Source organism: Pseudomonas sp. NY15372, assembly GCF_048068215.1.
GTDB classification, from domain to species: Bacteria; Pseudomonadota; Gammaproteobacteria; order Pseudomonadales; family Pseudomonadaceae; genus Aquipseudomonas; species Aquipseudomonas guariconensis_A.
The window spans coordinates 31,777-57,006 of record NZ_JBLUPY010000017.1; the positions used below are offsets into that span (position 1 = coordinate 31,777).

22 protein-coding genes and 3 tRNA genes are annotated in these 25,230 nt (G+C 62.6%); 20 read left to right on the forward strand and 5 right to left on the reverse strand.

Going from position 1 to position 25,230, the window contains the following annotated elements; all coding sequences use genetic code 11:
- Positions 1-23: 23 nt before the first annotated feature.
- From ACNFG0_RS13920 to phhA, 4 genes are all read right to left on the reverse strand, one after another.
- Complete coding sequence (locus ACNFG0_RS13920; RefSeq protein ID WP_268867027.1) at positions 24-152, reverse strand: hypothetical protein; 129 nt, start codon at positions 150-152, stop codon at positions 24-26.
- 238 nt (positions 153-390) lie between these two features.
- A complete protein-coding gene (locus ACNFG0_RS13925; RefSeq protein WP_416765262.1) occupies positions 391-1,587 on the reverse strand; it encodes an amino acid aminotransferase in 1,197 nt (398 codons plus the stop codon).
- Positions 1,584-1,940 (reverse strand): 4a-hydroxytetrahydrobiopterin dehydratase, encoded by a 357-nt coding sequence (locus ACNFG0_RS13930; protein ID WP_196145548.1) that lies wholly within the window; start codon positions 1,938-1,940, stop codon positions 1,584-1,586. The genes ACNFG0_RS13925 and ACNFG0_RS13930 overlap by 4 nt, the downstream gene beginning before the upstream one ends.
- Positions 1,941-1,982: 42 nt before the next feature.
- Positions 1,983-2,771, reverse strand: coding sequence for a phenylalanine 4-monooxygenase (gene phhA / locus ACNFG0_RS13935; protein ID WP_196145547.1), 789 nt, complete (start codon positions 2,769-2,771; stop codon positions 1,983-1,985).
- Positions 2,772-3,027: 256 nt separating this feature from the next.
- Between phhA and ACNFG0_RS13940 the strand changes: the two genes are divergently transcribed.
- Positions 3,028-4,587, forward strand: coding sequence for a sigma-54-dependent transcriptional regulator (locus tag ACNFG0_RS13940; protein ID WP_196156392.1), 1,560 nt, complete (start codon positions 3,028-3,030; stop codon positions 4,585-4,587).
- A 121-nt stretch (positions 4,588-4,708) separates the two neighbouring features.
- On the opposite strand, the gene ACNFG0_RS13945 is transcribed toward ACNFG0_RS13940, so the two are convergent.
- Positions 4,709-4,966, reverse strand: a complete 258-nt coding sequence (locus ACNFG0_RS13945) for a DUF2790 domain-containing protein (RefSeq protein WP_196145545.1) — start codon at positions 4,964-4,966, stop codon at positions 4,709-4,711.
- Between the two features lie 420 nt (positions 4,967-5,386).
- On the opposite strand from ACNFG0_RS13945, the gene acs reads away from it, so the two are divergent.
- From acs to ACNFG0_RS14040, 19 genes are all read left to right on the forward strand, one after another.
- Positions 5,387-7,348: an acetate--CoA ligase gene (gene acs, locus ACNFG0_RS13950; RefSeq protein ID WP_196145544.1), complete on the forward strand. Its 1,962-nt coding sequence runs from the start codon at positions 5,387-5,389 to the stop codon at positions 7,346-7,348.
- Between the two features lie 579 nt (positions 7,349-7,927).
- Positions 7,928-8,713 (forward strand): ABC transporter substrate-binding protein, encoded by a 786-nt coding sequence (locus tag ACNFG0_RS13955; RefSeq protein WP_196145543.1) that lies wholly within the window; start codon positions 7,928-7,930, stop codon positions 8,711-8,713.
- Positions 8,714-8,803: 90 nt separating this feature from the next.
- Entirely contained in the window at positions 8,804-9,493 is a 690-nt protein-coding gene (locus tag ACNFG0_RS13960) for an ABC transporter permease (protein WP_196145542.1), read from the forward strand.
- On the forward strand, positions 9,490-10,188 hold the full coding sequence (locus tag ACNFG0_RS13965) for an ABC transporter permease (protein ID WP_196156395.1): 699 nt from the start codon (positions 9,490-9,492) through the stop codon (positions 10,186-10,188). Before ACNFG0_RS13960 ends, ACNFG0_RS13965 begins: the two co-directional genes overlap by 4 nt.
- A gap of 22 nt (positions 10,189-10,210) precedes the next feature.
- Positions 10,211-10,975 carry an ABC transporter ATP-binding protein gene (locus tag ACNFG0_RS13970; protein WP_196145540.1) on the forward strand — a complete coding sequence of 255 codons (765 nt, stop codon included), beginning with the start codon at positions 10,211-10,213 and terminating at the stop codon, positions 10,973-10,975.
- Between the two features lie 100 nt (positions 10,976-11,075).
- Positions 11,076-12,056, forward strand: coding sequence for a transcriptional regulator ArgR (argR, locus tag ACNFG0_RS13975; protein WP_196145539.1), 981 nt, complete (start codon positions 11,076-11,078; stop codon positions 12,054-12,056).
- A gap of 302 nt (positions 12,057-12,358) precedes the next feature.
- Positions 12,359-13,579 carry an aspartate aminotransferase family protein gene (locus tag ACNFG0_RS13980; RefSeq protein WP_196166907.1) on the forward strand — a complete coding sequence of 407 codons (1,221 nt, stop codon included), beginning with the start codon at positions 12,359-12,361 and terminating at the stop codon, positions 13,577-13,579.
- A 148-nt stretch (positions 13,580-13,727) separates the two neighbouring features.
- Positions 13,728-14,747, forward strand: a complete 1,020-nt coding sequence (aruF, locus tag ACNFG0_RS13985) for an arginine/ornithine succinyltransferase subunit alpha (RefSeq protein WP_196145537.1) — start codon at positions 13,728-13,730, stop codon at positions 14,745-14,747.
- Positions 14,748-14,808: 61 nt separating this feature from the next.
- Positions 14,809-15,834: an arginine N-succinyltransferase gene (astA, locus tag ACNFG0_RS13990; RefSeq protein WP_416765268.1), complete on the forward strand. Its 1,026-nt coding sequence runs from the start codon at positions 14,809-14,811 to the stop codon at positions 15,832-15,834.
- Positions 15,835-17,298, forward strand: a complete 1,464-nt coding sequence (astD, locus tag ACNFG0_RS13995) for a succinylglutamate-semialdehyde dehydrogenase (RefSeq protein WP_196166908.1) — start codon at positions 15,835-15,837, stop codon at positions 17,296-17,298. It abuts the gene before it with no gap.
- Between the two features lie 23 nt (positions 17,299-17,321).
- Positions 17,322-18,671 carry an N-succinylarginine dihydrolase gene (astB, locus tag ACNFG0_RS14000; RefSeq protein WP_416765270.1) on the forward strand — a complete coding sequence of 450 codons (1,350 nt, stop codon included), beginning with the start codon at positions 17,322-17,324 and terminating at the stop codon, positions 18,669-18,671.
- A 14-nt stretch (positions 18,672-18,685) separates the two neighbouring features.
- On the forward strand, positions 18,686-18,973 hold the full coding sequence (locus ACNFG0_RS14005) for a topoisomerase II (protein WP_196145534.1): 288 nt from the start codon (positions 18,686-18,688) through the stop codon (positions 18,971-18,973).
- Between the two features lie 11 nt (positions 18,974-18,984).
- Entirely contained in the window at positions 18,985-19,992 is a 1,008-nt protein-coding gene (astE, locus tag ACNFG0_RS14010) for a succinylglutamate desuccinylase (protein ID WP_416765271.1), read from the forward strand.
- Between the two features lie 414 nt (positions 19,993-20,406).
- Positions 20,407-23,031, forward strand: a complete 2,625-nt coding sequence (gene alaS, locus ACNFG0_RS14015) for an alanine--tRNA ligase (RefSeq protein WP_416765273.1) — start codon at positions 20,407-20,409, stop codon at positions 23,029-23,031.
- Between the two features lie 81 nt (positions 23,032-23,112).
- Positions 23,113-24,348 carry an aspartate kinase gene (locus ACNFG0_RS14020; RefSeq protein ID WP_196145531.1) on the forward strand — a complete coding sequence of 412 codons (1,236 nt, stop codon included), beginning with the start codon at positions 23,113-23,115 and terminating at the stop codon, positions 24,346-24,348.
- Positions 24,349-24,514: 166 nt separating this feature from the next.
- Complete coding sequence (csrA, locus tag ACNFG0_RS14025) at positions 24,515-24,703, forward strand: carbon storage regulator CsrA (RefSeq protein ID WP_043209419.1); 189 nt, start codon at positions 24,515-24,517, stop codon at positions 24,701-24,703.
- A gap of 72 nt (positions 24,704-24,775) precedes the next feature.
- A tRNA-Ser gene (locus tag ACNFG0_RS14030) sits at positions 24,776-24,866 on the forward strand.
- A gap of 107 nt (positions 24,867-24,973) precedes the next feature.
- Positions 24,974-25,050, forward strand: a tRNA-Arg gene (locus ACNFG0_RS14035).
- Between the two features lie 73 nt (positions 25,051-25,123).
- Positions 25,124-25,200, forward strand: a tRNA-Arg gene (locus ACNFG0_RS14040).
- Positions 25,201-25,230 lie beyond the last annotated feature (30 nt).

Consider the following 25,230-nt stretch of genomic DNA (forward strand, 5'->3'; position numbering starts at 1 on the left):
CACACTGTCGGAGGGGTGCGCGGTTATTCCTGGTCGGCGCTGGATTGATCGTCGTTGTCCTGCTCGACGGCAGGCGCCGGTTCGGCGTGGGCGGCAACGGTTTGCTCTTCGGGGTTCAGGCTTGGGAAGGGAAGATTCGGGATTTCATGCATCTCGTCGTTCCTCGCAAGTGTGAGTGAAAAGACTGCGCCAGGCGCGTGTGAGGCTTCGAAAAGCTCGGGCAGGATACAGGAGTCTGGATGACAGTTTGAAATTTTTCCGCCTTGCGGCGCCGTTCGCGGGTATGCCAGTGCCGGCCAAATCGCGGGACAAGCCCGCTCCCACAGGATCGTCGATAACCTTGTGGGAGCGGGATTGTCCCGCGATGAGGTCGGTCAGGCTAGTGCAGGACTACTGGCAGACGTCGGCGATTGCCGCTGCCAACTGCTCCAGGCGCTGCGCATCGGCGCCAGCGATGTTCGCCCGACCGGTGCCGACCATGTACACGCTGTGCTTCTCGCGCAACAGGCGTACCTGCTCCGGGCTCAGTCCGGTGTAGGAGAACATCCCGCGTTGCGCGGCGATGTGGGCGAAGCGCTCGGCCAGGCCGTGGGGTTCCAGCGCCTTGACCAGGCCCTGGCGCAGCTCGGCGATGCGCTGGCGCATGGCGTCCACTTCCTCGACCCACAGGGCCTTGAGGGCTGGGTCGCCAAGGATCTGCGCCACTACCGCGGCGCCATGGTCGGGCGGTGTGGACCACAGATTACGGGCCAGCAGCGCCAGCTGGCTGCGCACATCCTGCAGCTTCTCGGTATCATGGCTGCACACCAGCAAAGCGCCGGTGCGGTCGCGGTAGAGGCCGAAGTTCTTCGAACAGGAGCTGGTGATCAGCAGTTCCGGCAGCTCGGCGGCGAACAGGCGCACCGCCCAGGCATCCTGCTCCAGGCCGTCGCCGAAGCCTTGGTAGGCAAAATCGATCAACGGCAGCAGGTTGCGTTTGCGCACCACCTCGAGCACGGCGCGCCAGTCGTCCTGGCCCAGGTCGAAACCGGTGGGGTTGTGGCAGCAGGCGTGCAGCAATACCACGTCGCCTTCCGGTGCCTGTTCCAGGGCCGCGAGCATGCCCGCCACGTCCAGGCGGTTGTCCGCACCCACATAGGGGTAGTGGGACACTTTGAGCGTGGCGCCGGCAAAAATGGTCTCGTGGATCGGCCAGGTCGGGTCGCTCAGCCAGATGCCACGCCCGGGCAGGCAATGGGCGATGAATTCCGCCGCCAGGCGCAGGGCGCCGGTGCCGCCGGGGGTCTGGGTGGCGCCGGCGCGTTGGCTGGCGAGCAGTGGCGAGGCACTGCCCAGTACCAGCTCGCTGACCAGGCGGCCGAACGCCGCGTCGCCATGGCCGCCGACGTAGCTCTTGGTGGCTTGCTGCTCCACCAGGCGCTGTTCGGCTTGCTTGACCGCTGCAGGGATCGGCGTCAGGCCCTGGGCGTCCTTGAATACACCTACGCCCAAGTCGAACTTCGCCGGGTTGCTGTCACGGGCATAGGCTTCCATCAGCCCGAGGATCGGGTCGCCGGGAACCCGGCCAATGGCCGCGAAATGCATCACTTACGCCCTTCGGCGGTCTTGGCGACTTCGTCGGTGCGTGCGCACATGATGAAGTCGTTGCGGTGCAGGCCCTTGATCGAGTGGCTCCACCAGGTGACGGTGACCTTGCCCCACTCGGTCAGCAGGCCTGGGTGGTGGCCTTCGGCTTCGGCGATTTCACCGATGGCGTTGGTGAACGCCAAGGCATGCTTGAAGTTCTTGAACAGGAAGACGCGCTCCAACTCCATGTGGCCGTCGCGGACCTCGATGTTCCAATCCGGGATCTCGCGGATCAGTTCGGCCAGTTCCTCGTCGGAAACTTTTGGTGCGTCGGCACGGCAGGCTTCGCAATGGGCTTGGTTCAAGGCATTCATGGGTGTCTTTTTTCCGTTTTGAGTTGTTATCGGCAAGGTGGCTCAGGCGGCCGCCTTGGGTGGAAACTTCGGTGCATGCAAGCCCAGTTTCATGGCCTGGTGAACCATGCCCATGATGTCTTCGTGGGCCAGGTCGAATAGGCGCTTGAGGTCGGGCAGGACGAAGTAGAGCGGCTGCAGGATGTCGATGCGATACGGCGTGCGCATGGCTTCGATCGGGTCGAAGGCCTGGTGCTCGGGCTCGCCGGACAAGCTGTAGACCGTTTCCTTCGGCGAGGACAGGATACCGCCACCATAGATCTTGCGGCCTTGCGGGGTTTCCATCAGGCCAAACTCGATGGTCATCCAGTACAGGCGGGCCAGGTAGACGCGTTCTTCCTTGGTGGCCGCCAGGCCCAGCTTGCCGTAGGTATGGGTGAACTCGGCGAACCAGGGGTTGGTCAGCAGCGGGCAGTGGCCGAAGATCTCATGGAAGATGTCCGGCTCTTGCAGGTAGTCCAGTTCCTGCGGGGTACGGATGAAGGTGGCTACCGGGAAGCGCTTGCTGGCTAACAGTTCGAAGAAGGTCTGGAACGGAATCAGGGCCGGGACGCGGGCGACCTGCCAACCGGTGGTGGCGCCGAGCACCTTGTTGATCTCACCGAGCTGGGGGATACGGTCGTGGGGCAGCTTGAGCTGGTCGATACCGTCCAGGTATTCCTGGCAGGCGCGACCTTCGATCACCTTCAGCTGACGGGTGATCAGGGTGTTCCACACCGCGTGTTCCTGTTGCGGGTAGTCGATAAAACCGTGCGCATCGGGCTCGCGTGCCACGTATTGCGTCTGTTTCATGTGGCTCTCCTGGTGAGGGCTTTCTTGTTATGTTCAGGACATGCCTTAGGAATATCCCCATGTTGGCGCATTTGCACGGGGTGCGAGGTATCAGGAGCGTTGGCTCACACGCGATTTATGTAACGATAATTTTACAAAAAAGCCTGGATCCCGGAAAATCACGTACATCCAGCTGGCGACTAGGTTGATTTTGTCAGCTTATCTTTACGACTTTTCCATCGGCCGCTGAAAAAAACGCGTGCCTCGGAGCTTTTCCATGCGTATCAAAGTGCATTGCCAGAACCGCATCGGCATCCTGCGGGACATCCTCAACCTGTTGGTGGAATACGGCATCAACGTCTTGCGCGGGGAGGTCGGCGGTGACCACGGCAATGCCATCTATCTGCACTGCCCGAACCTGATCAACCTGCAGTTCCAGGCGCTGCGTCCGAAGTTCGAATCGATCGCCGGCGTGTTCGGGGTCAAGCGGGTCGGCCTGATGCCCAGCGAGCGGCGGCACATGGAGCTCAATGCGCTGCTCGGTGCCCTGGATTTCCCGGTGCTGTCGATCGACATGGGCGGCAGCATCGTCGCCGCCAACCGCAGTGCCGCCCAGTTGCTGGGCGTGCGGGTCGACGAGGTGCCGGGCATCCCGCTTGACCGCTACGTCGAGGATTTTGACCTGCCCGAGCTGGTGCGGGCCAACAAGTCGCGGATCAACGGCTTGCGCATCAAGGTCAAGGGCGATGTGTTCCTGGCCGATATCGCGCCGCTGCAGTCCGAGCACGACGACAGCGAAGCGTTGGCCGGGGCCGTACTGACCCTGCACCGGGCGGACCGCATCGGCGAGCGTATCTACAACGTGCGCAAGCAGGAGTTGCGTGGCTTCGACAGCATCTTCCAGAGCTCGCGGGTGATGGCCGCGGTGGTGCGCGAGGCCAGGCGCATGGCGCCGCTGGACGCGCCCTTGCTGATCGAGGGCGAAACCGGCACCGGCAAGGAGCTGCTCGCTCGCGCCTGCCACCTGGCAAGCCCTCGTGGCCAAGCGCCATTGATGGCGCTCAACTGTGCCGGCCTGCCGGAGTCGATGGCCGAGACCGAGCTGTTCGGCTATGGCCCGGGAGCCTTCGAAGGTGCCCGCGCCGAGGGCAAGCTGGGGTTGCTGGAGCTGACTGCTGGCGGGACCTTGTTCCTCGATGGTGTGGGGGAAATGAGCCCGCGCCTACAGGTCAAGCTGCTGCGCTTCCTGCAGGATGGTTGTTTCCGGCGGGTGGGCAGCGATGAAGAGGTCTATCTGGACGTGCGGGTCATCTGCGCCACCCAGGTCGACCTCTCCGAACTATGTGCCCGCGGTGAGTTCCGCCAGGACCTCTATCACCGCCTCAACGTGCTGTCCTTGCACATCCCGCCCCTGCGCGAATGCATGGATGGCCTGGAAGGGTTGGTGCAGCACTTTCTCGACCAGGCTAGCCGACAGATCGGCTGCCCGCTGCCGCGCCTGGCGCCGGCAGCGATGGAAAAGCTCAGCCAGTACCATTGGCCCGGCAACGTGCGCCAGCTGGAAAACGTGCTGTTCCAAGCCGTGTCGTTGTGCGAGGGCGGGGTGGTGAAAGGGGAGCATATCCGATTGCCGGATTATGGTGCGCGACAACCCTTGGGTGAGTTTTCGTTGGACGGGGATCTTGCGCAAATTGTCGGGCGTTTTGAAAAAGCCGTCTTGGAGTCGTTGATGACGGAATATTCCAGTAGTCGGGCGTTAGGCAAGCGGCTTGGCGTTTCACATACCACGATCGCCAACAAGTTGCGGGATTATGCGCTCAATAAAACAGCGGAATAATCAAAGGGCATTTGAATGAGGTTGCGTTGCAGCCCTTTCGCGGCGTAAGGCCGGTTCCAGAGGCGGATCATCGATATATTCTTTCGCCGTGAAAGGGCCCCGGCGGGGCCCTATTGAAAAATCAGCCGTTGGAACAACCGTTCCCCATCACGCGGTACTCGAGAATGTGCTTCTGGCCCTGCGAGTCCTCATAGGTCATGCGGGCTGGAACCACTTCGCAGACGTTGGGCACTTCGCTCATGGACAGAACCCGGGCGATGTCCAGGTGCTGCGAGTAAGTGTATTGTTCAACCGGAATCTGCTCGACATCCTTTGCAACTTCATCGGCCATCGCCGCGCTGCAAAGGCCGCCAAGTACCAATACCAGTAACGCTTTCATTTTCAATTTACCTGTCTAAGGTCGTGAGGGGGCACGCGGCGCTTGTGGCGCCGCGAGTACATCAGGGTTTTCAACTATCACATTGAGAGAGGGATCAACTTTGCCTTCGTGGGGGCTGCTGTTTCAGAAGTTAATCGCCTTGCCGTTGTGGCGTGGTGAATTCTAGGGCGGGGCAGGGGAGGGAAACAGATGGCGTTTTGATAAAGTTTTTTCGCCTTTTGACAGAATCGGTAACAATCCCTTTGGTCGCGTGCTCGAATTTGCGTGCGCCTGCCCTGTAGGCCTTGGGCTAGAGCCATTGTGTAAGGCTTTGTAGGAAAAGCCGTGTTTCGCTACTACCAACGTCGAATGGTTTTTCACGCTCTGGTACAGTTACAAACGTTTCCATACAAAAACAACTATTACACCGAGGTAAAACAGATGAGTGCGGCTCCACTGTATCCCGTTCGTCCCGAGGTAGCAGCCAAGACGCTGACCGACGAGGCCACCTACAAGGCCATGTACCAGCAGTCGGTGATCAACCCGGACGGCTTCTGGCGCGAGCAGGCTCAGCGCCTGGACTGGATCAAGCCCTTCACCAAGGTCAAGCAGACCTCCTTCGACGATCATCATGTCGATATCAAATGGTTCGCTGATGGCACTCTGAACGTTTCCTATAACTGCCTGGACCGTCACCTGGCAGAGCGTGGCGACCAGGTCGCCATCATCTGGGAAGGCGACGACCCTTCCGAAAGCCGCAACATCACCTACCGCGAACTCCACGAGCAAGTCTGCAAGTTCGCCAACGCCCTGCGTGGCCAGGACGTGCACCGTGGCGACGTGGTGACCATCTACATGCCGATGATCCCGGAAGCCGTGGTGGCCATGCTGGCCTGCGCGCGCATCGGCGCGATCCACTCGGTGGTGTTCGGCGGCTTCTCGCCGGAGGCCCTGGCCGGGCGCATCATCGATTGCCGCTCCAAGGTGGTGATCACTGCCGACGAAGGCGTGCGCGGCGGCCGTCGTACCCCGCTCAAGGCCAACGTCGACCTGGCCCTGACCAACCCTGAAACCAGCAGCGTGCAGAAGATCATCGTGTGCAAGCGCACCGGTGGCGACATCGCCTGGCACCAGCATCGCGACATCTGGTACGAAGACCTGATGAAAGTGGCCTCCAGCCACTGCGCGCCGAAGGAAATGGGTGCCGAGGAGCCGCTGTTCATCCTTTATACCTCCGGTTCCACCGGCAAGCCCAAGGGCGTGCTGCACACCACTGGCGGCTACCTGGTCTATGCCGCGCTGACCCACGAGCGCGTATTCGACTACCGCCCTGGCGAAGTCTACTGGTGCACCGCCGATGTGGGCTGGGTTACCGGCCACAGCTACATCGTCTACGGCCCGCTGGCCAACGGCGCCACCACGCTCTTGTTCGAAGGTGTGCCGAACTACCCGGACATCACTCGCGTGTCGAAGATCATCGACAAACACCAGGTCAATATCCTCTACACCGCACCGACCGCCATCCGCGCCATGATGGCCGAAGGGCAGGCCGCGGTCGAAGGTGCCGACGGCTCCAGCCTGCGTCTGTTGGGTTCGGTGGGCGAGCCGATCAACCCCGAGGCCTGGAACTGGTACTACCAGACCGTGGGCAAGGCGCGCTGCCCGATCGTCGATACCTGGTGGCAGACCGAAACCGGCGGCATCCTGATCAGCCCGCTGCCAGGGGCTACGGGCCTCAAGCCAGGCTCGGCCACGCGCCCGTTCTTCGGTGTGGTGCCGGCGCTGGTGGACAACCTGGGCAACCTGATCGAGGGGGCGGCCGAAGGCAACCTGGTGATCCTGGATTCCTGGCCGGGCCAGTCGCGCTCGCTGTACGGCGACCATGACCGCTTCGTCGACACCTACTTCAAGACCTTCCGTGGCATGTACTTCACCGGTGACGGTGCCCGTCGTGACGAGGATGGCTACTACTGGATCACTGGCCGTGTCGATGACGTGCTCAACGTGTCCGGCCACCGCATGGGCACCGCTGAGATCGAGAGCGCCATGGTGGCCCATGCCAAGGTCGCCGAGGCGGCGGTGGTGGGCGTGCCGCACGACATCAAGGGGCAGGGCATCTATGTCTACGTCACCCTCAATGCTGGCGTGGAGCCGAGCGAGGCGTTGCGCCTGGAGCTGAAGAACTGGGTGCGCAAGGAGATCGGCCCGATCGCTTCGCCGGATGTCATCCAATGGGCACCCGGGCTGCCGAAGACCCGTTCGGGCAAGATCATGCGGCGTATCCTGCGCAAGATCGCTACCGGGGAATACGATGCGCTGGGGGATATCTCGACCCTGGCCGACCCTGGAGTGGTGCAGCACCTGATCGATACCCACAAGGCGATGAGCCTGGCATCGGCCTGAGTCGAGGCCGCTGGGCGCCTTGATCGCGGGGCAAGCCCCCACATTCGTATCCTGTGGGGGCGCGTGTTCCGCGATTGGGCCCGCAAGGCAATCCAAGTTCTCCCTTGAACCCCGCCGGGCAACCGGCGGGGTTTTTGCTTTACTTGAATGCTGTTACCCGACTTGCATCGGTAACCTTTCCTGTCACCCGTTTCGCACAGAAGCGGGGCGAGCCGAAACATTCATGTGCTATTTCAGTGCGAAGCTGTAGGATTTTTTGCATCCCGCCACGCTGGACTTGCCGGAATACAAGGCTTTGCCAATAATAGGTCCACTTATTGCTTGGCTTATAGGTTATTTTTCTTTTGCTCTTGCATATTTTGCTGGAGCTGTCAATATCGCCCGCCGCGGTTTCAGGCGCTTCTGTAACTAGTTGTCGCTTTGAAGAAATATCGACCACGGGGCTGTCGCTAAAATGCCACTCACTCGCTCGTGGTCTGCGACCTTGGTCGAACCCTGCGCGGCTCGCGTTGTACCCATTCGCATGTCGGGCAGCCGTTACAACTGCCTTGTATTGCCCTGTACCGATGGAGTTACCTGATGAAGAAGCTCGCACTGCTTGGCGCCCTGGCGCTGTCCGTGTTTTCCCTGGTATCGCAGGCCGATGAAAAACCGTTGAAGATCGGTATCGAGGCCGCCTATCCACCCTTCGCCTTCAAACAACCGGACGGCAGCATCGCCGGCTTCGACTACGACATCGGCAACGCCCTGTGCGAAGAGATGAAAGCCAAGTGCACCTGGGTCGAGCAGGAGTTCGACGGCCTGATCCCGGCGCTGAAGGTGCGCAAGATCGACGCCATCCTGTCGTCCATGTCGATCACCGACGACCGCAAGAAGTCGGTCGACTTCACCAAGCGCTACTACCTGACCCCGGCACGCCTGGTCATGAAGGAAGGCACCACCGTCAGCGAAAGCCTGGCTGAGCTCAAGGGCAAGAAGATCGGCGTGCAGCGCGGTTCGATCCACGACCGCTTCGCCAAGGAAGTCCTGGCGCCGAAGGGGGCCACCGTCGTGCCTTACGGCACCCAGAACGAAATCTACCTGGATGTCGCCGCCGGTCGCCTGGATGGCACCGTGGCCGACGCGACCCTGCTCGAAGACGGCTTCCTCAAGACCGACGCCGGCAAGGGCTTTGCCTTCGTGGGCCCATCGTTCACCGATGTGAAGTACTTCGGTGATGGCGTCGGCATCGCTGTGCGCAAGGGCGACAACGCCAATCGCGAGCGCATCAATGCCGCGATCGATGCGATTCGTGCCAACGGCAAGTACAAGCAGATCCAGGACAAGTACTTCAACTTCGACATCTACGGGCCTGAAGCTCAGTAAGACGTCGGGTTTCACCTGTGCAATGGTGCAAACAGCAGAGGCTCTGAGGTTTGCACCATTTTTCATTCCAAGTCCCGAGGAATCCCAATCATGTTGAAAGGCTACGGGGCAGTCATCCTCGACGGGGCGTGGCTGACGCTGCAGCTCGCCCTGTCGTCGATGGCCCTGGCCATCGTGCTCGGCCTGATCGGCGTGGCGCTGCGCTTGTCGCCAGTGCGCTGGCTGGCCTGGCTGGGCGATATGTATGCCACGGTGATCCGTGGCATTCCTGACCTGGTGCTGATCCTGCTGATCTTCTATGGCGGCCAGGATGTGATCAACCGCGTCGCGCCGCTGGTCGGCTACGAAGACTACATCGATTTGAACCCGTTCGTGGCGGGTGTCGGCACCCTGGGCTTCATCTTTGGTGCTTACCTCTCGGAAACCTTCCGGGGTGCCTTCCTGGGTATTCCCAAGGGCCAGGCCGAGGCGGGCGTGGCCTATGGCATGAGCAGCCGGCAGGTGTTCTTCCGCATCATGGTGCCGCAGATGATTCGCCTGGCGATCCCTGGTTTCACCAACAACTGGCTGGTACTGACCAAGGCCACGGCGCTGATCTCGGTGGTCGGCCTGCAGGACATGATGTTCAAGGCCAAGCAGGCGGCCGACGCCACCCGCGAGCCTTTCACCTTCTTCCTGGCGGTGGCGGCCTTGTACCTGGTGCTCACCAGCGTCTCGCTGGTGGCCCTGAAGTACCTCGAACGACGCTATTCGGTGGGCGTAAAGGCGGCTGAACTATGATCTTCGACTACAACGTCATCTGGGAGGCCATGCCGCTGTACCTGGGCGGGCTGCTGACCACCTTGAAGCTGCTGGCGCTGTCGCTGCTCTTCGGCCTGCTGGCGGCCATCCCGCTGGGCCTGATGCGCGTGTCCAAGCAGCCGGTGGTGAACCTGCTCGCGTGGCTTTATACGTACGTCATCCGTGGCACACCGATGTTGGTGCAGCTGTTCCTGATCTACTACGGCCTGGCCCAGTTCGAGGCCGTGCGTGAAAGTATGTTCTGGCCTTGGCTGTCCAGTGCGACCTTCTGCGCCTGCCTGGCCTTTGCGGTGAACACCAGTGCCTACACTGCCGAGATCATCGCCGGTAGCCTGCGGGCCACGCCCCACGGCGAGATCGAAGCGGCCAAGGCGATGGGCATGTCGCGCATGAAGATGTACCGGCGCATCCTGTTGCCCTCGGCCCTGCGCCGGGCGTTGCCGCAGTACAGCAACGAAGTGATCATGATGCTGCAGACCACCAGCCTTGCGTCGATCGTTACCCTGATCGACATCACGGGCGCGGCGCGTACCGTCAATGCCCAGTACTACCTGCCTTTCGAGGCCTACATCACGGCGGGCGTGTTCTACCTGTGCCTGACCTTCATCCTCGTGCGCCTGTTCAAGATGGCCGAACGCCGCTGGCTCAGCTACCTGGCGCCGCGCAAGCACTGAACGCTCTGTGAGAACCGACAGCATGTACAAACTCCAAGTCCAAGACCTGCACAAGCGCTACGGCAGCCATGAGGTGCTCAAGGGCGTCTCGCTCGAAGCCAAGGCGGGCGATGTGATCAGCATCATCGGCTCCAGTGGTTCGGGCAAGTCGACCTTCCTGCGCTGCATCAACCTGCTCGAGCAGCCGCATGCCGGCAAGATCCTGCTCAACAACGAAGAGCTCAAGCTGGTGGCCGGCAAAGACGGTGCGCTGAAGGCCGCCGACCCCAAGCAGCTGCAACGCATGCGTTCGCGCCTGTCGATGGTGTTCCAGCACTTCAACCTGTGGTCGCACATGACCGCGTTGGAGAACGTGATCGAGGCGCCGGTACATGTGCTGGGCGTGAGCAGGAAGGAGGCGCTGGAAAAGGCCGAGCACTACCTGAACAAGGTCGGTGTGGCTCACCGCAAGGATGCCTTCCCAGGGCACATGTCCGGTGGCGAGCAGCAGCGCGTGGCGATCGCCCGTGCCCTGGCCATGGAGCCTGAGGTGATGCTGTTCGACGAGCCGACTTCGGCCCTGGACCCGGAGCTGGTCGGCGATGTGCTCAAGGTCATGCAGTCGCTGGCTCAGGAAGGCCGGACCATGGTCGTGGTAACCCATGAGATGGGCTTTGCCCGCGAGGTGTCCAACCAGTTGGTATTCCTGCACAAGGGCCTGGTGGAAGAGCGCGGCAATCCGCGCGAAGTGCTGGTCAATCCGCAGTCGGAGCGACTCAAGCAGTTTCTCTCCGGCAGCCTGAAGTAAAGGCTGCACCTTTGCACCAGAATAGGGCATGCTGCGCTGCGAGGTGCAGCTTGACCCGGCGCCACAGACTCGAACGACCCCAGGTTTCGGACCACGCCCTATGACCACCCAGCGAATCGGATTTCTCATCTGGCCGAGCACTCGGCCGCTGACCCTGGCGTTGGCCGAGGAAGTGTTGCGGGTGGCCCAGCGGGTTCACCCGGATGTGGTCTACGAATTGACCTTCCTTCAGGCCGATGCCGGCCCGGACGGTGACTGGCGCTTGCCTGGCGAGCCGTGGAATGGCCGCCTGGAAGGCTGTCACAAGTTGTTTCTGCTGGCGGACGAGCCGCCCTCGGCCATGGGAGCGGCGTTGTCCGCTGCGCTCAAGCATCTGGCGCGCAGTGGCTGCATGATCGGCGGATTGTCCGCCGGGGTGTATCCGTTGGCGGCGCTGGGCCTGCTGGATGGTTACCGGGCGGCGGTGCACTGGCGTTGGCAGGATGACTTCGCTGAGCGCTTCCCCAAGGTCATCGCCACCAGCCACTTGTTCGACTGGGATCGTGACCGCCTGACCGCGTGTGGTGGCATGGCCGTGACCGATCTGCTGCTGGCGGTGCTGGCCCGTGATCACGGGGCGGAGCTGGCTGGGGCAGTGTCTGAAGAGCTTGTGGTCGAGCGTATTCGCGAGGGAGGCGAGCGCCAGCGTATTCCGCTGCAGAATCGCCTGGGCTCCAGCCATCCGAAGCTGACCCAGGCGGTGCTGTTGATGGAGGCGAACATCGAAGAGCCGCTGACCACCGACGAGATCGCCCAGCATGTCTGCGTGTCCCGCCGCCAGTTGGAGCGGATCTTCAAGCAATACCTCAACCGCGTACCGAGCCAGTACTACCTGGAGCTGCGCTTGAACAAGGCGCGGCAGATGTTGATGCAGACCAGCAAGTCGATCATCCAGATCGGGTTGTCGTGCGGGTTCTCCTCAGGGCCGCACTTCTCCAGCGCCTACCGTAACTTCTTTGGCGCAACGCCACGAGAAGACCGCAACCAGCGACGCAGCAGCAGCCCGTTCGAGTTGAGTTCGGCGCCGGCGGAGAAAGGCTGAAGGGAGGGTGGCCTGGAGTGTATGCCTTGGGTTTGGCGCTTGGGCGAAGATCGCAACAGCAACGCCCTCCATCCTACACCCACCACCTGCAATTCCCCGTGAACACCCGTTCACCCATCCCCCTCTCTCCCGTACACTGCGCGATTGCGACAGTGTTTGTCGCATTGCCGAAAACCTCTGTAAAACAAGGTTTAGCGCTGTAACAAGTTGTCGCCTGGCAGCAAGGACAGGCGTCGATCAGTCCTTACAATCCCCTCATCGCTCGCCACTTCCAGGCCAGCGTTCCTCTTCAGGAGACTCAGATGTCCGTTGAGCAAGCCCCGGTGCAACGTGCCGATTTCGACCAGGTCATGGTTCCCAACTATTCTCCGGCGGCCTTCATTCCTGTGCGAGGCGAGGGCTCCCGCGTCTGGGACCAGTCCGGTCGCGAGCTGATCGACTTTGCCGGCGGTATCGCGGTCAACGCCCTGGGCCATTGCCACCCTGCGCTGGTCAAGGCCCTGACCGAACAGGCCAATACCCTCTGGCACGTATCCAACGTCTTCACCAACGAGCCGGCCCTGCGCCTGGCCCACAAACTGGTGGACGCGACCTTCGCCGAGCGCGCTTTCTTCTGCAACTCCGGCGCCGAGGCCAACGAGGCTGCCTTCAAGCTGGCCCGTCGCGTCGCCCACGACCGCTTCGGCCCCGAGAAGCACGAGATCATCGCCACCGTGAACAGTTTCCACGGTCGCACCCTGTTCACCGTCAGCGTTGGTGGCCAGCCCAAGTATTCCGACGGCTTTGGCCCGAAGATCACCGGCATCAGCCACGTGCCGTACAACGACCTGGAAGCGCTCAAGGCACAGATCTCCGACAAGACCTGCGCTGTGGTGATCGAGCCGATCCAGGGCGAGAGCGGTGTAGTACCGGCCGACAAAGCCTACCTGGAAGGCGCTCGCAAGCTGTGCGACGCACACAACGCCCTGCTGATCTTCGACGAAGTGCAGACCGGTGTTGGCCGTACCGGTTCGCTGTACGCCTATCAGCACTACGGCGTTACGCCGGACATCCTGACCAGCGCCAAGAGCCTGGGCGGCGGCTTCCCGATCGGCGCCATGCTGACCACCACCGACCTTGCCAAGCACCTGGCCGTCGGTACCCACGGCACCACCTATGGCGGCAACCCGCTGGCCTGCGCCGTGGCCTGTGCGGTGCTGGATGTGGTCAACACCCCGGAAACCCTCGCGGGCATCAAGGCCAAGCATGAGCGCTTCAAGGCCCGCCTGGAGAAGATCGGCCAGCAGTCCGGCCTGTTCACCCAGGTTCGTGGCGTCGGCCTGCTGATCGGCTGCGTGCTCAGCGATGCCTGGAAAGGCAAGGCCAAGGACATTCTCAATGCCGCCGAGAAAGAGGGCGTGATGGTCCTGCAGGCCGGCCCGGACGTGGTGCGCTTCGCTCCGAGCCTGGTGGTCGAGGATGCCGACATCGACGAAGGCCTGGCGCGCTTCGAACGCGCCGTGGCCAAGCTGACCCAGGGCTGACAGCCCTGCGGTCCCTTCGCCGCGCCTGACCTTGGCCAGGGGCGGCGATACCAGAATTCCAGTGCGGGCGCCCATGTTGCAACGAGACAGCGCGCCCGTCGTTTTTCCGTGCCGACCTGTCGGCCTGTTTTCCCAAAGGAGTGACACCATGCTGGTGATGCGCCCCGCGCAAATGGCGGACCTGAACGAAGTGCAGCGCATGGCTGCCGACAGCCCCATTGGTGTCACCTCGCTGCCGGACGACGCCGGTCGCCTGGGCGATAAGATCGCCGCCTCGGAAACGTCCTTCGCTGCCGAAGTGAGCTTCAACGGCGAGGAAAGCTATTTCTTCGTGCTCGAAGACAGTGAGACCGGCAAGCTCGCCGGCTGCTCGGCGATCGTCGCCTCGGCAGGCTATTCCGAGCCGTTCTACAGCTTTCGCAACGAGACCTTCGTGCACGCCTCGCGCGAGCTGAAGATCCACAACAAGATCCATGTGTTGTCGCTGTGTCACGACCTGACCGGCAACAGCCTGCTGACCAGCTTCTATGTCCTGCCGGAACTGGTGAACAGCAGCTGGGCTGAGCTCAATTCCCGTGGCCGCCTGCTGTTCATGGCCTCGCACCCCGAGCGTTTCGCCGATTCGGTGGTCACCGAGATCGTCGGCTACAGCGACGAGCAGGGCGAGTCGCCGTTCTGGGATGCCATCGGCCGCAACTTCTTCGACCTCAACTATGCCGACGCCGAGCGCCTGTGCGGCCTGAAGAGCCGTACTTTCCTCGCCGAGCTGATGCCTCACTACCCGATCTACGTGCCGTTGTTGGCGGACGAAGCCCAGGAAGCCATGGGCCAGGTCCACCCGCGGGCGCAGATCACCTTCGACATCCTCATGCGCGAAGGCTTCGAGACCGAGCACTACATCGACATCTTCGACGGTGGCCCGACCCTGCACGCACGCACCTCGGGCATTCGCTCGATCGCCCAGAGCCGGGTGGTGCCGGTCAAGCTCGACGACAGCCCGATCAAGGGTGGGCGCGCCTACCTGGTGTGCAACGGCCAGTTGCAGGACTACCGCGCGGTATTGCTGGAGCTGGACTGGGTGCCAGGCAAGCCGGTCAGCCTGACGCGTGAAGCCGCCGATGCCCTGGGTGTCGGTGAAGGTGGCAGCGTGCGCCTGGTCGCCGCCTGAGCCCCTCGGGGCGGTATCGAGAGATTCGCGGCAGGCACAGGCCGCCGCACAAGGAGATAGCATGATCGTTCGTCCCGTACGCAGCAGCGACCTACCCGCGCTGATCGAATTGGCACGCAGCACTGGCACCGGCCTGACCACCTTGCCGGCCAACGAGGACCGCCTCGGGCACCGGGTCGGCTGGGCCGAGAAGAGCTTCCGTGGCGAAGCCGAGCGTGCCGACACCGACTACCTGTTCGTACTGGAGAACGACGAAGGCCTGGTGGTCGGCATCTGCGCCATCGCCGGCGCCGTCGGCCTGCGCGAGCCCTGGTACAACTACCGCGTCGGCCTGACCGTCAGCGCTTCCCAGGAGCTCAAGATCTACCGCGAGATCCCTACTCTGTTCCTGGCCAACGACCTGACCGGCAACTCCGAGCTGTGCTCGCTGTTCCTGCGCAGCGACTACCGCACTGGCCTCAATGGCCGCCTGCTGTCCAAGGCGCGCATGCTGTTCATCGCCGAATTCCCGGAACTGTTCGGCAACAAGATCATCGCCGAGATGCGCGGCATGTCCGACGAGCATGGCCGTTCACCGTTCTGGGAGAGCCTGGGGCGACATTTCTTCAAGATGGAATTCGGCCAGGCCGACTACCTGACCGGTGTGGGCAACAAGTCGTTCATTGCCGAACTGATGCCCAAGTTCCCGTTGTACACCTGCTTCCTGTCGGAGGCCGCGCGCAACGTCATCGGCCGAGTGCACACCGATACCGAGCCTGCCCTGGCCATGCTCAAGCGCGAAGGCTTCAGCTACCAGGGCTACGTCGACATTTTCGACGCAGGCCCTGCCATCGAATGCGAAACCTCGAAGATCCGTGCCGTGCGTGAAAGCCAGACCCTGGTGCTGGCCGTTGGCACGCCGGGCGATGACGCCACCCCTTATCTCATCCATAACCGCAAGCGCGAGGACTGCCGCATCACCGCCGCACCTGCGCGCCTGGCAGCTGGCACCCTGGTGGTCGACCCCCAGACCGCCAAGCGCCTGCGCCTGGGCGCCGGCGACAATGTGCGCGCCGTGCCGCTGTCCGCCAGCCGGGAGGCCCAGTAAATGACGACCCATTACATCGCCGGCCAATGGCAGGCCGGGCAGGGCCAGGCTCTGCAATCGCTCAATCCCGTCACCCAGGCCGTGGTCTGGGAGGGGCTGGGCGCCGACGAAGCGCAGGTGCAGGCCGCCGTGCAGGCGGCGCGCCAGGCCTTCCCGGCCTGGGCGCAACTGAGCCTGGATACGCGTATCAGCGTGCTGGAAGCCTTCGCCGACAAGCTCAAGGCCAATGCGGACGCACTGGCCCATTGCATTGGTGAGGAAACCGGCAAGCCCTTGTGGGAATCGGCCACCGAAGTCACCAGCATGGTCAACAAGGTAGCCATCTCGGTGCAGAGCTACCGCGAGCGCACCGGCGAAAAGAGCGGGCCGCTGGCCGACGCCACTGCCGTGCTGCGACACAAGCCCCATGGCGTGGTGGCCGTGTTCGGCCCTTACAACTTCCCGGGGCACCTGCCCAACGGGCATATCGTGCCGGCGCTGCTAGCGGGTAACTGTGTGGTATTCAAGCCCAGCGAGCTGACCCCCAAGGTGGCTGAGCTGACCGTCAAGTGCTGGATCGAGGCCGGGCTGCCGGCCGGTGTGCTGAACCTGGTCCAGGGTGGCCGCGAGACGGGAGTGGCCCTGGCCGCGAACCCGGGAATCGATGGCCTGTTCTTCACCGGCTCCAGCCGTACCGGCAACCTGCTGCACCAGCAGTTCGCCGGGCGCCCGGACAAGATCCTGGCGCTGGAGATGGGCGGCAACAACCCGCTGGTGGTGGACGAAGTCCAGGACGTGGATGCGGCGGTCTACACCATCGTTCAGTCGGCGTTCATTTCCGCAGGCCAGCGCTGCACCTGCGCCCGCCGCCTGCTGGTGCCGCAAGGTGCCTGGGGTGACGCGCTGATCCAGCGCCTGGTCGAGGTCAGCCGCAGCATCAGTGTCGGCGCGTTCGACCAGCAGCCGGCGCCCTTCATGGGGTCGGTGATCTCCCTGCAGGCCGCCCGCGCGCTCATGGCCGCCCAGGCCGAGCTGGTGGGCAAGGGCGCCGTGGCGCTGTTGGAGATGACCCAGCCCCAGGCCGACGCCGCCTTGCTGACCCCGGGCATCCTCGACGTGACCGCCGTGGGCGAGCGCCCGGACGAAGAGTTCTTCGGCCCGCTGCTGCAGGTGATCCGCTACGCCGATTTCGAGGCGGCCATCGATGAAGCCAACAATACCCAGTACGGCCTGGCCGCCGGGCTGCTGTCGGACTCGCGTGCGCGCTACCAGTATTTCTGGCTGCGCAGTCGCGCAGGCATCGTCAACTGGAACAAGCAGTTGACCGGCGCCGCGAGCAGCGCGCCGTTCGGCGGCGTGGGCGCCAGCGGCAACCATCGCGCCAGCGCTTACTACGCTGCCGACTACTGCGCCTACCCGGTGGCCTCGCTGGAAACCGCCAGCCTCACCCTGCCGGCGACCCTGACGCCGGGCGTCACCCTATAACAACAGGTCTCGGAGCCTTGCCGATGAAATCCTACGAAGTGAATTTTGATGGCCTGGTGGGGCCGACCCACAACTACGGCGGCCTGTCCTACGGCAACGTGGCTTCGCAGAGCAACAGCCAGCAGCAGTCCAACCCGCGTGAGGCGGCGCGTCAAGGCCTGGCAAAAATGAAAGCCTTGGCCGACATGGGCTTCAAGCAGGGCGTGCTGGCGCCGCAGGAACGCCCGGATGTGGCCGCCCTGCGTCGCCTGGGCTTTACCGGCAGCGATGCCGAAGTGATCCGCCGCGCCGCCAAGGACGCCATGCCGCTGCTGGTAGCCAGTTGCTCGGCTTCGAGCATGTGGGTGGCCAACGCCGCCACGGTCAGCCCGAGCGCCGACACCGCTGATGGCCGGGTGCATTTCACCGCCGCCAACCTCAACTGCAAGTACCACCGCAGTATCGAGCACCCGACCACCAGCCGTGTGCTGGGTGCCATGTTCGCGGACGAAAGGCATTTCGCTCATCACGAAGCCCTGCCGGCGGTGGCCCAGTTCGGTGACGAAGGCGCGGCCAACCACACGCGGTTCTGTCGCACCTATGGCGAGCCTGGGGTGGAATTCTTCGTCTATGGCCGCAGCGCCTTCGACAGCCGCTACCCTGCGCCGCAGAAGTATCCGGCACGCCAGACCCTCGAGGCTTCCCAGGCGGTGGCGCGCTTGCACGGGCTCGCCGACGACGGTGTGGTCTACGCTCAACAGAACCCGGCGGTGATCGACCAAGGCGTGTTCCACAACGACGTGATCTCGGTGGGCAACGGTGAAGTGCTGTTCTACCACGAGGATGCCTTCCTCGAGACCGACGCGGTGCTTGGCCAGTTGCAGGCTAAACTGGCCACCAAGGGCGGTAACTTCCAGGCGATCCGTGTGCCTCGCGCGGCGGTGACGGTGGAAGACGCGGTGCGCTCCTACCTGTTCAACAGCCAGCTGCTCAGCCGCGAGGACGGCTCCATGCTGCTGGTGGTGCCGGAGGAGTGCCGCAACAACGAGCGCGTCTGGTCCTACCTGGGGCAATTGACCAGCCAGGGCGGCCCGGTCAAGGAGGTCAAGGTGTTCGACCTCAAGCAGAGCATGCAGAACGGTGGCGGCCCGGCCTGCCTGCGGTTGCGCGTGGCCTTGAAGGACAATGAGCTGGCGGCGGTCAATCAAGGCGTTATCATGACCGCGCCGCTGTACGACACCTTGGTCCAGTGGGTCGACAAGCACTACCGCGATCGCCTGGGCGAGGCGGACCTGGCCGACCCGCAGCTGCTGGACGAATGCCGTACGGCCCTGGATGAACTGACCCGGATCCTGAAGCTGGGCTCGGTCTATCCGTTCCAACGCCAACCTTGAAGAGAGAACTTGTAATGTCCGATGCCCTGCGGCTGATCCTTGAAGACAACGACGGCACCCAGCTGGAAACCTCCTGCACCCGCTTTGCGGTGGTCTGGCAAGGCAAGGAGGTATGGATCCAGCAGGACGGCCGCGGCCAGCTGCTGATCGGCGTCGACGTCGAGGACGGTGATACCGAGTACGCCAACTTGCTGCTGCGTCCCATGGCCACCAACCTGGTCAGCCTGCAACTGGAAATGGAACCTGCCGAAGTCGGTGACGACGACCACGTGCATGGTCCGGATTGCGGTCACCATCACTAAGGAAACGCCCTATGCTCGCCCTCGGAAAACTGCTTGACCTGACCCTGGCCGACCATGAACCGGCCGAGAAGACGCAAGTGACCGTTGGCGGCGTGCGTTTGCGCTGGCTGGGCGAGGGCGCCCTCGAGGTACGCCCGCCCGAGGGCAAGGACACTGGGTTGGACCTGCTGCTCTCGGCAGGCATTCATGGCAACGAGACTGCGCCCATCGAATTGCTTGACGAACTGTTGCACGGCGTGGCGCGAGGCGAGATCAAGCCCCGTGCGCGGGTCCTGTTCCTGTTCGGCAACCCTGAGGCCATCCGCAAGGGCGAGCGTTTCGTCGAGCAGGACATCAACCGCCTGTTCAATGGCCGCCATGAGCTTTCCAGTGGCGCCGAGGCCTTGCGCGCGGCGGAGCTGGAACAGTTCGCCCGGGTGTTCTTCAGCCTGCCTGGACGCACCCGCCTGCACTACGACCTGCACACGGCGATCCGTGGCTCGAAGATCGAACAGTTCGCTCTGTACCCTTATAAGGAAGGGCGTCAGCATTCCCGGCATGAGCTGGCGCGGTTGCGCGCCGCCGGCATGGAGGCGGTGTTGCTGCAAAGCAAGTCGTCGATCACTTTCAGTGCCTTCACCTACGAGCAGCTGGAGGTCGAGGCCTTCACCCTGGAGCTGGGCAAGGCACGGCCGTTCGGGCAGAACCAGCAGGTGAATCTCGACCGCCTGCAGACGCGCCTGGTGCAGATCATCGAAGGGACCGAGCCAGAGGGGGACAACAACCTCGATGGCCTGCAACTGTTCAGCGTTGCCCGGGAAATCATCAAGCACAGCGACAGCTTCCACCTGCACCTGCCGGCGGATATCGAGAACTTCTCCGAGCTGAGCAAAGGCTACCTGCTGGCCGAGGATCTGGCCGAGATGCGTTGGATCGTCGAGGAGGAGGGCGCGCGTATCATCTTCCCCAACCCCAAGGTCAGGAATGGATTACGGGCTGGGATCCTGATCGTGCCGGACTCCGGGCAACGTCTGGGCTGAGCCTGTAGGCGCGGGCTTGTCCCGCGATTGGGTCGGGCCCGATATCACATCACCTGGCAGGGCTTCGCCTTTGATCGCGGGGCAAGTCGGGCCGCCGCTCCCGCAAAGGTGAGGGCGGCTTGCCGTCTAATGACTATTTTGGATCCCAATACGCCCATAAAGGCCTTTTTGATCCCCCTGGCACCATTTTCTTGTGCCCGGGGCGGTAATGCGCTTGCCAGTAGCGAAAGGCTGGCTTTAGCATCCCGGTCATGCTTTTGCTCGCGTCGACCCGAAAATCCGTCCAAACGACGATTTCTGTCGCACAAACCCACTGCACCGAGCCAGCAGGACCGATATAATGCGGCCCTTTGCCGTCGTTTCGTCGATTCGACGTGTTTGCCGTAACGGCCGCCGTTTCCGTGGAAGAACCTAATGAAAAGCGCAGAAATCCGTGAAGCCTTCCTTCGCTTCTTCGAGGAGCAGGGGCACACTCGAGTCGCCTCCAGCTCCCTGATCCCGGGCAATGACCCGACCCTGCTGTTTACCAATGCCGGCATGAACCAGTTCAAGGACTGCTTCCTCGGCCAGGAAAAGCGCGCCTACACCCGGGCTGTCAGCAGCCAGAAGTGCGTACGCGCCGGCGGCAAGCACAACGACCTGGAAAACGTCGGCTATACCGCGCGCCATCACACCTTCTTCGAAATGCTGGGCAACTTCAGCTTCGGCGACTATTTCAAGCGCGACGCGATCACCTTCGCCTGGACCTTCCTGACCTCCGACAAATGGCTGAACCTGCCGAAGGAAAAGCTCTGGGTCACCGTCTATGCCAGTGACGACGAAGCCTACGACATCTGGACCAAGGAAATCGGCGTGCCGGCCGAGCGCATGGTGCGCATCGGCGACAACAAAGGCGCCCCGTACGCGTCCGACAACTTCTGGACCATGGGCGACACCGGCCCCTGCGGCCCTTGCACCGAGATCTTCTACGACCACGGGGCGGACATCTGGGGCGGCCCACCCGGCTCGCCGGAAGAAGACGGCGACCGCTACATCGAGATCTGGAACAACGTCTTCATGCAGTTCAACCGCACCGCAGATGGCGTGCTGCACCCGCTGCCGGCGCCGTCGGTGGACACCGGCATGGGCCTGGAACGCATCAGTGCGGTCATGCAGCACGTGCATTCGAACTACGAGATCGACCTGTTCCGCAACCTGCTGTCGGCTGCGGCCAAGGCCATCGGCTGCAGCAATGACGACCAACCTTCGCTGAAGGCCGTCGCCGACCACATCCGTTCCTGCGGCTTCCTGATCGCCGACGGCGTGCTGCCGTCCAACGAAGGCCGTGGCTACGTGCTGCGTCGCATCATTCGTCGTGCCTGCCGCCACGGTAACAAGCTGGGCGCCAAGGGCAGCTTCTTCTACCAGATCGTCGCTGCCCTGGTGGCCGAGATGGGTGAAGCCTTCCCGGAACTCAAGGCCCAACAGGCGCACATCGAGCGCGTGCTCAAGACCGAGGAAGAGCAGTTCGCCAAGACCCTCGAGCAGGGCCTGCGCATCCTCGAGCAGGACCTGGCCCAGCTCAAGGGCGATGTAGTGCCGGGTGACGTGGTGTTCAAACTGTACGACACCTACGGTTTCCCGATGGACCTGACCGCCGATATCGCCCGTGAGCGCGAGCTGACCATCGACGAAGCCGGCTTCGAGCGCGAGATGGAGGCCCAGCGCGAGCGTGCCCGTTCCGCCAGCGCCTTCGGCATGGACTACAACAGCCTGGTCAAGGTCGATGTAGCCACCGAGTTCCTCGGCTACAGCGCCACCGAAGGGCAGGGCAAGGTCGTTGCCCTGTACAAGGACGGCCAGGCCGTCGAGCAACTGGGCGAAGGCGAGCAGGGCGTCGTGGTCCTGGACCGCACCCCTTTCTATGCCGAGTCCGGCGGCCAGGTCGGTGATACCGGTTACCTGCAGGCTGGCGCCGTGCGTTTCGACGTGCGCGACACCACCAAGACCGGTGGTGCCTTCCTGCACCACGGCGTGGTCGCCAGCGGTGCGCTGAGCGTGGGTGCGCAGATCGAGGCCCACGTCGATGCCGATGTGCAGCACGCCACCTCGCTGAACCACTCCGCCACTCACCTGCTGCACGAAGCGCTGCGTCAGGTGCTGGGCGAGCACGTACAGCAGAAGGGCTCGCTGGTCGACAGCCAGCGCCTGCGTTTCGACTTCAGCCATTTCGAGGCGGTGACGCCTGCGCAGATCAAGGCCTTGGAAGAGATCGTCAACCGCGAAGTGCGCAAGAACACCGCGGTGCAGACCGAAATCACCGATATCGAAACCGCCAAGCGCAAGGGCGCCACGGCCCTGTTCGGCGAGAAGTACGGTGATACCGTGCGCGTGCTGAGCATGGGCGGCGATTTCTCGGTGGAGCTGTGCGGTGGTATCCATGCCAAGCGCACCGGCGATATCAGCGTGTTCAAGATCATCAGCGAAGGCGGCGTGGCCTCTGGCGTGCGCCGTATCGAAGCAGTCACCGGCGCCGCTGCGTTGGCCTACCTGAACGCTGCCGAAGAGCAGGTCAAGGAAGCCGCGCAGCTGGTCAAGGGCAATCGTGACAACCTGATCGACAAGCTGTCGGCTGTGCTCGAGCGCAACCGCCAGCTTGAAAAGCAGCTCGAGCAGCTGCAGGCCAAGGCCGCCAGCGCCGCCGGGGACGATCTCTCCAACGCGGCCGTTGAGGTCAAAGGTGCCAAGGTTCTTGCCGCACGCCTGGATGGTCAGGATGGCAAGGCCCTGTTGGCCCTGGTCGATCAGCTGAAGAACAAGCTCGGCCACGCAGTGATCCTGCTGGGCAGCGAGCATGAGGGCAAGGTCGTGCTGGTGGCCGGCGTGACCAAGGACCTCTCCAGCCAACTCAAGGCTGGCGATCTGATGAAGCAAGCCGCTGCTGCGGTGGGCGGCAAGGGCGGTGGTCGCCCGGACATGGCCCAGGGTGGTGGCGTCGACGTCGCTGCGCTGGACAAGGCCCTGGCCCTGGCCGTGCCGTTCGCCGAGCAGGGACTTTGAGATGAAGGGGCAGCGGTCTAGTCGCTGCCCCTTCATGTTGGATTGTTTTTTGGGGCCCTTGAGGGCTGAGGCACCTTTGAAATGGCGTTGATCGTACAGAAATTTGGCGGTACCTCTGTCGGTTCCATCGAGCGGATCGAGCAGGTTGCCGACAAGGTCAAGCAATTCCGCGAACAAGGCACCGACCTGGTGGTGGTGCTGTCGGCCATGAGCGGAGAAACCAATCGCCTGATCGACCTGGCCAAGCAGATCACCGACAAGCCGGTTCCACGCGAGCTGGATGTGATCGTCTCGACCGGCGAGCAGGTGACCATCGCCTTGCTGGCCATGGCCCTGATCAAGCGTGGCGTGCCGGCGGTGTCCTACACTGGCAACCAGGTGCGGATCCTCACCGACAGCGCGCACAACAAGGCGCGTATCCTGCAGATCGACGACCAGAAGATCCGCGCCGACCTCAAGGCCGGCCGCGTGGTTGTGGTGGCAGGCTTCCAGGGGGTCGACGAGCACGGCAATATCACCACCCTCGGGCGTGGTGGCTCCGACACCACCGGTGTGGCACTGGCGGCGGCGCTCAAGGCCGACGAATGCCAGATCTACACCGATGTCGATGGCGTCTACACCACCGACCCACGGGTAGTGCCCCAGGCACAGCGCCTGGAAAAGATCACCTTCGAGGAGATGCTGGAAATGGCCAGCCTCGGCTCCAAGGTGCTGCAGATCCGTTCGGTGGAGTTCGCCGGCAAGTACAACGTCCCGCTGCGCGTGCTGCACAGCTTCAAGGAGGGTCCGGGTACCCTCATTACCATCGATGAAGAGGAATCCATGGAACAGCCGATCATTTCCGGTATCGCCTTCAACCGTGATGAGGCCAAGCTGACCATTCGTGGCGTACCGGATACCCCGGGCGTTGCCTTCAAGATCCTCGGCCCGATCAGCGCGGCGAATATCGAAGTCGACATGATCGTGCAGAACGTCTCGCACGATAACACCACCGACTTCACCTTCACCGTACACCGCAACGAATACGAGAAGGCGCACAGCGTGTTGGAAAACACTGCTCGCGAGATCGGTGCGCGTGAAGTGATCGGTGACACCAACATCGCCAAGGTTTCCATCGTCGGTGTCGGCATGCGCTCCCACGCAGGTGTTGCCAGCCGCATGTTCGAAGCCCTGGCCAAGGAGAGCATCAACATCCAGATGATCTCCACCTCCGAAATCAAGGTGTCGGTGGTCATCGAAGAGAAGTACCTGGAGCTTGCCGTTCGCGCGCTGCATACCGCGTTCGAACTCGACGCTCCTGCCCGACAGAGCGAGTAACTCGCTGCCTGGAGGGGCGCGGCTTGCCGCGCCCTTCGCGTTTCTGGCTGCTGCGCAGGCGCCTGTCCTGCCTCGTGCAGTGGCTTACCCGGGTTTTGTGCCATGTATGGCCGGCCCAGCCTACTACAGACTGTTGTCCCTGATTGAATTGCTTGAGGAGAAAGCTATGTTGATTCTGACTCGTCGGTGCGCCGAGAGCCTGATCATTGGTGACGGCGAAATCACCGTCACGGTCCTGGGGGTCAAAGGCAACCAGGTGCGTATCGGTGTGAGCGCGCCCAAGGAAGTGGCCGTTCACCGTGAGGAAATCTACCTGCGGATCAAGAAAGAGAAGGACGAAGAACCAACCCTTTAATTTTTCTCGATTTTTTTTCAAAAAAGGGTTTGCAAACGGGGAGGGGTCTGGTTATTATACGCCCCGTGTTGCGGTGAGGTGGCCGAGTGGCCGAAGGCGCTCCCCTGCTAAGGGAGTATACCTCATAAGGGTATCGGGGGTTCGAATCCCCCCTTCACCGCCATTTTTCGTGTAGGGCGCTGTAATTGGCCGAATCACTTAAGTCGTTGAAAATAAACGAAAAAGTGCTTGGCAAAACGATTCAGCGAACTATAATGCGCGGCAAGACACGGACTCATAGCTCAGCTGGATAGAGTACTCGGCTACGAACCGAGCGGTCGGAGGTTCGAATCCTCCTGAGTCCGCCATTTAATGGGGCGGTTTTGTTAATCAAGGCAGCTTCATCAACCAGTGGTAATCTGGTCTAAAAATACCACCTACGGACTCATAGCTCAGCTGGATAGAGTACTCGGCTACGAACCGAGCGGTCGGAGGTTCGAATCCTCCTGAGTCCGCCACACCAAAAAGCCCGCTCAATGAGCGGGCTT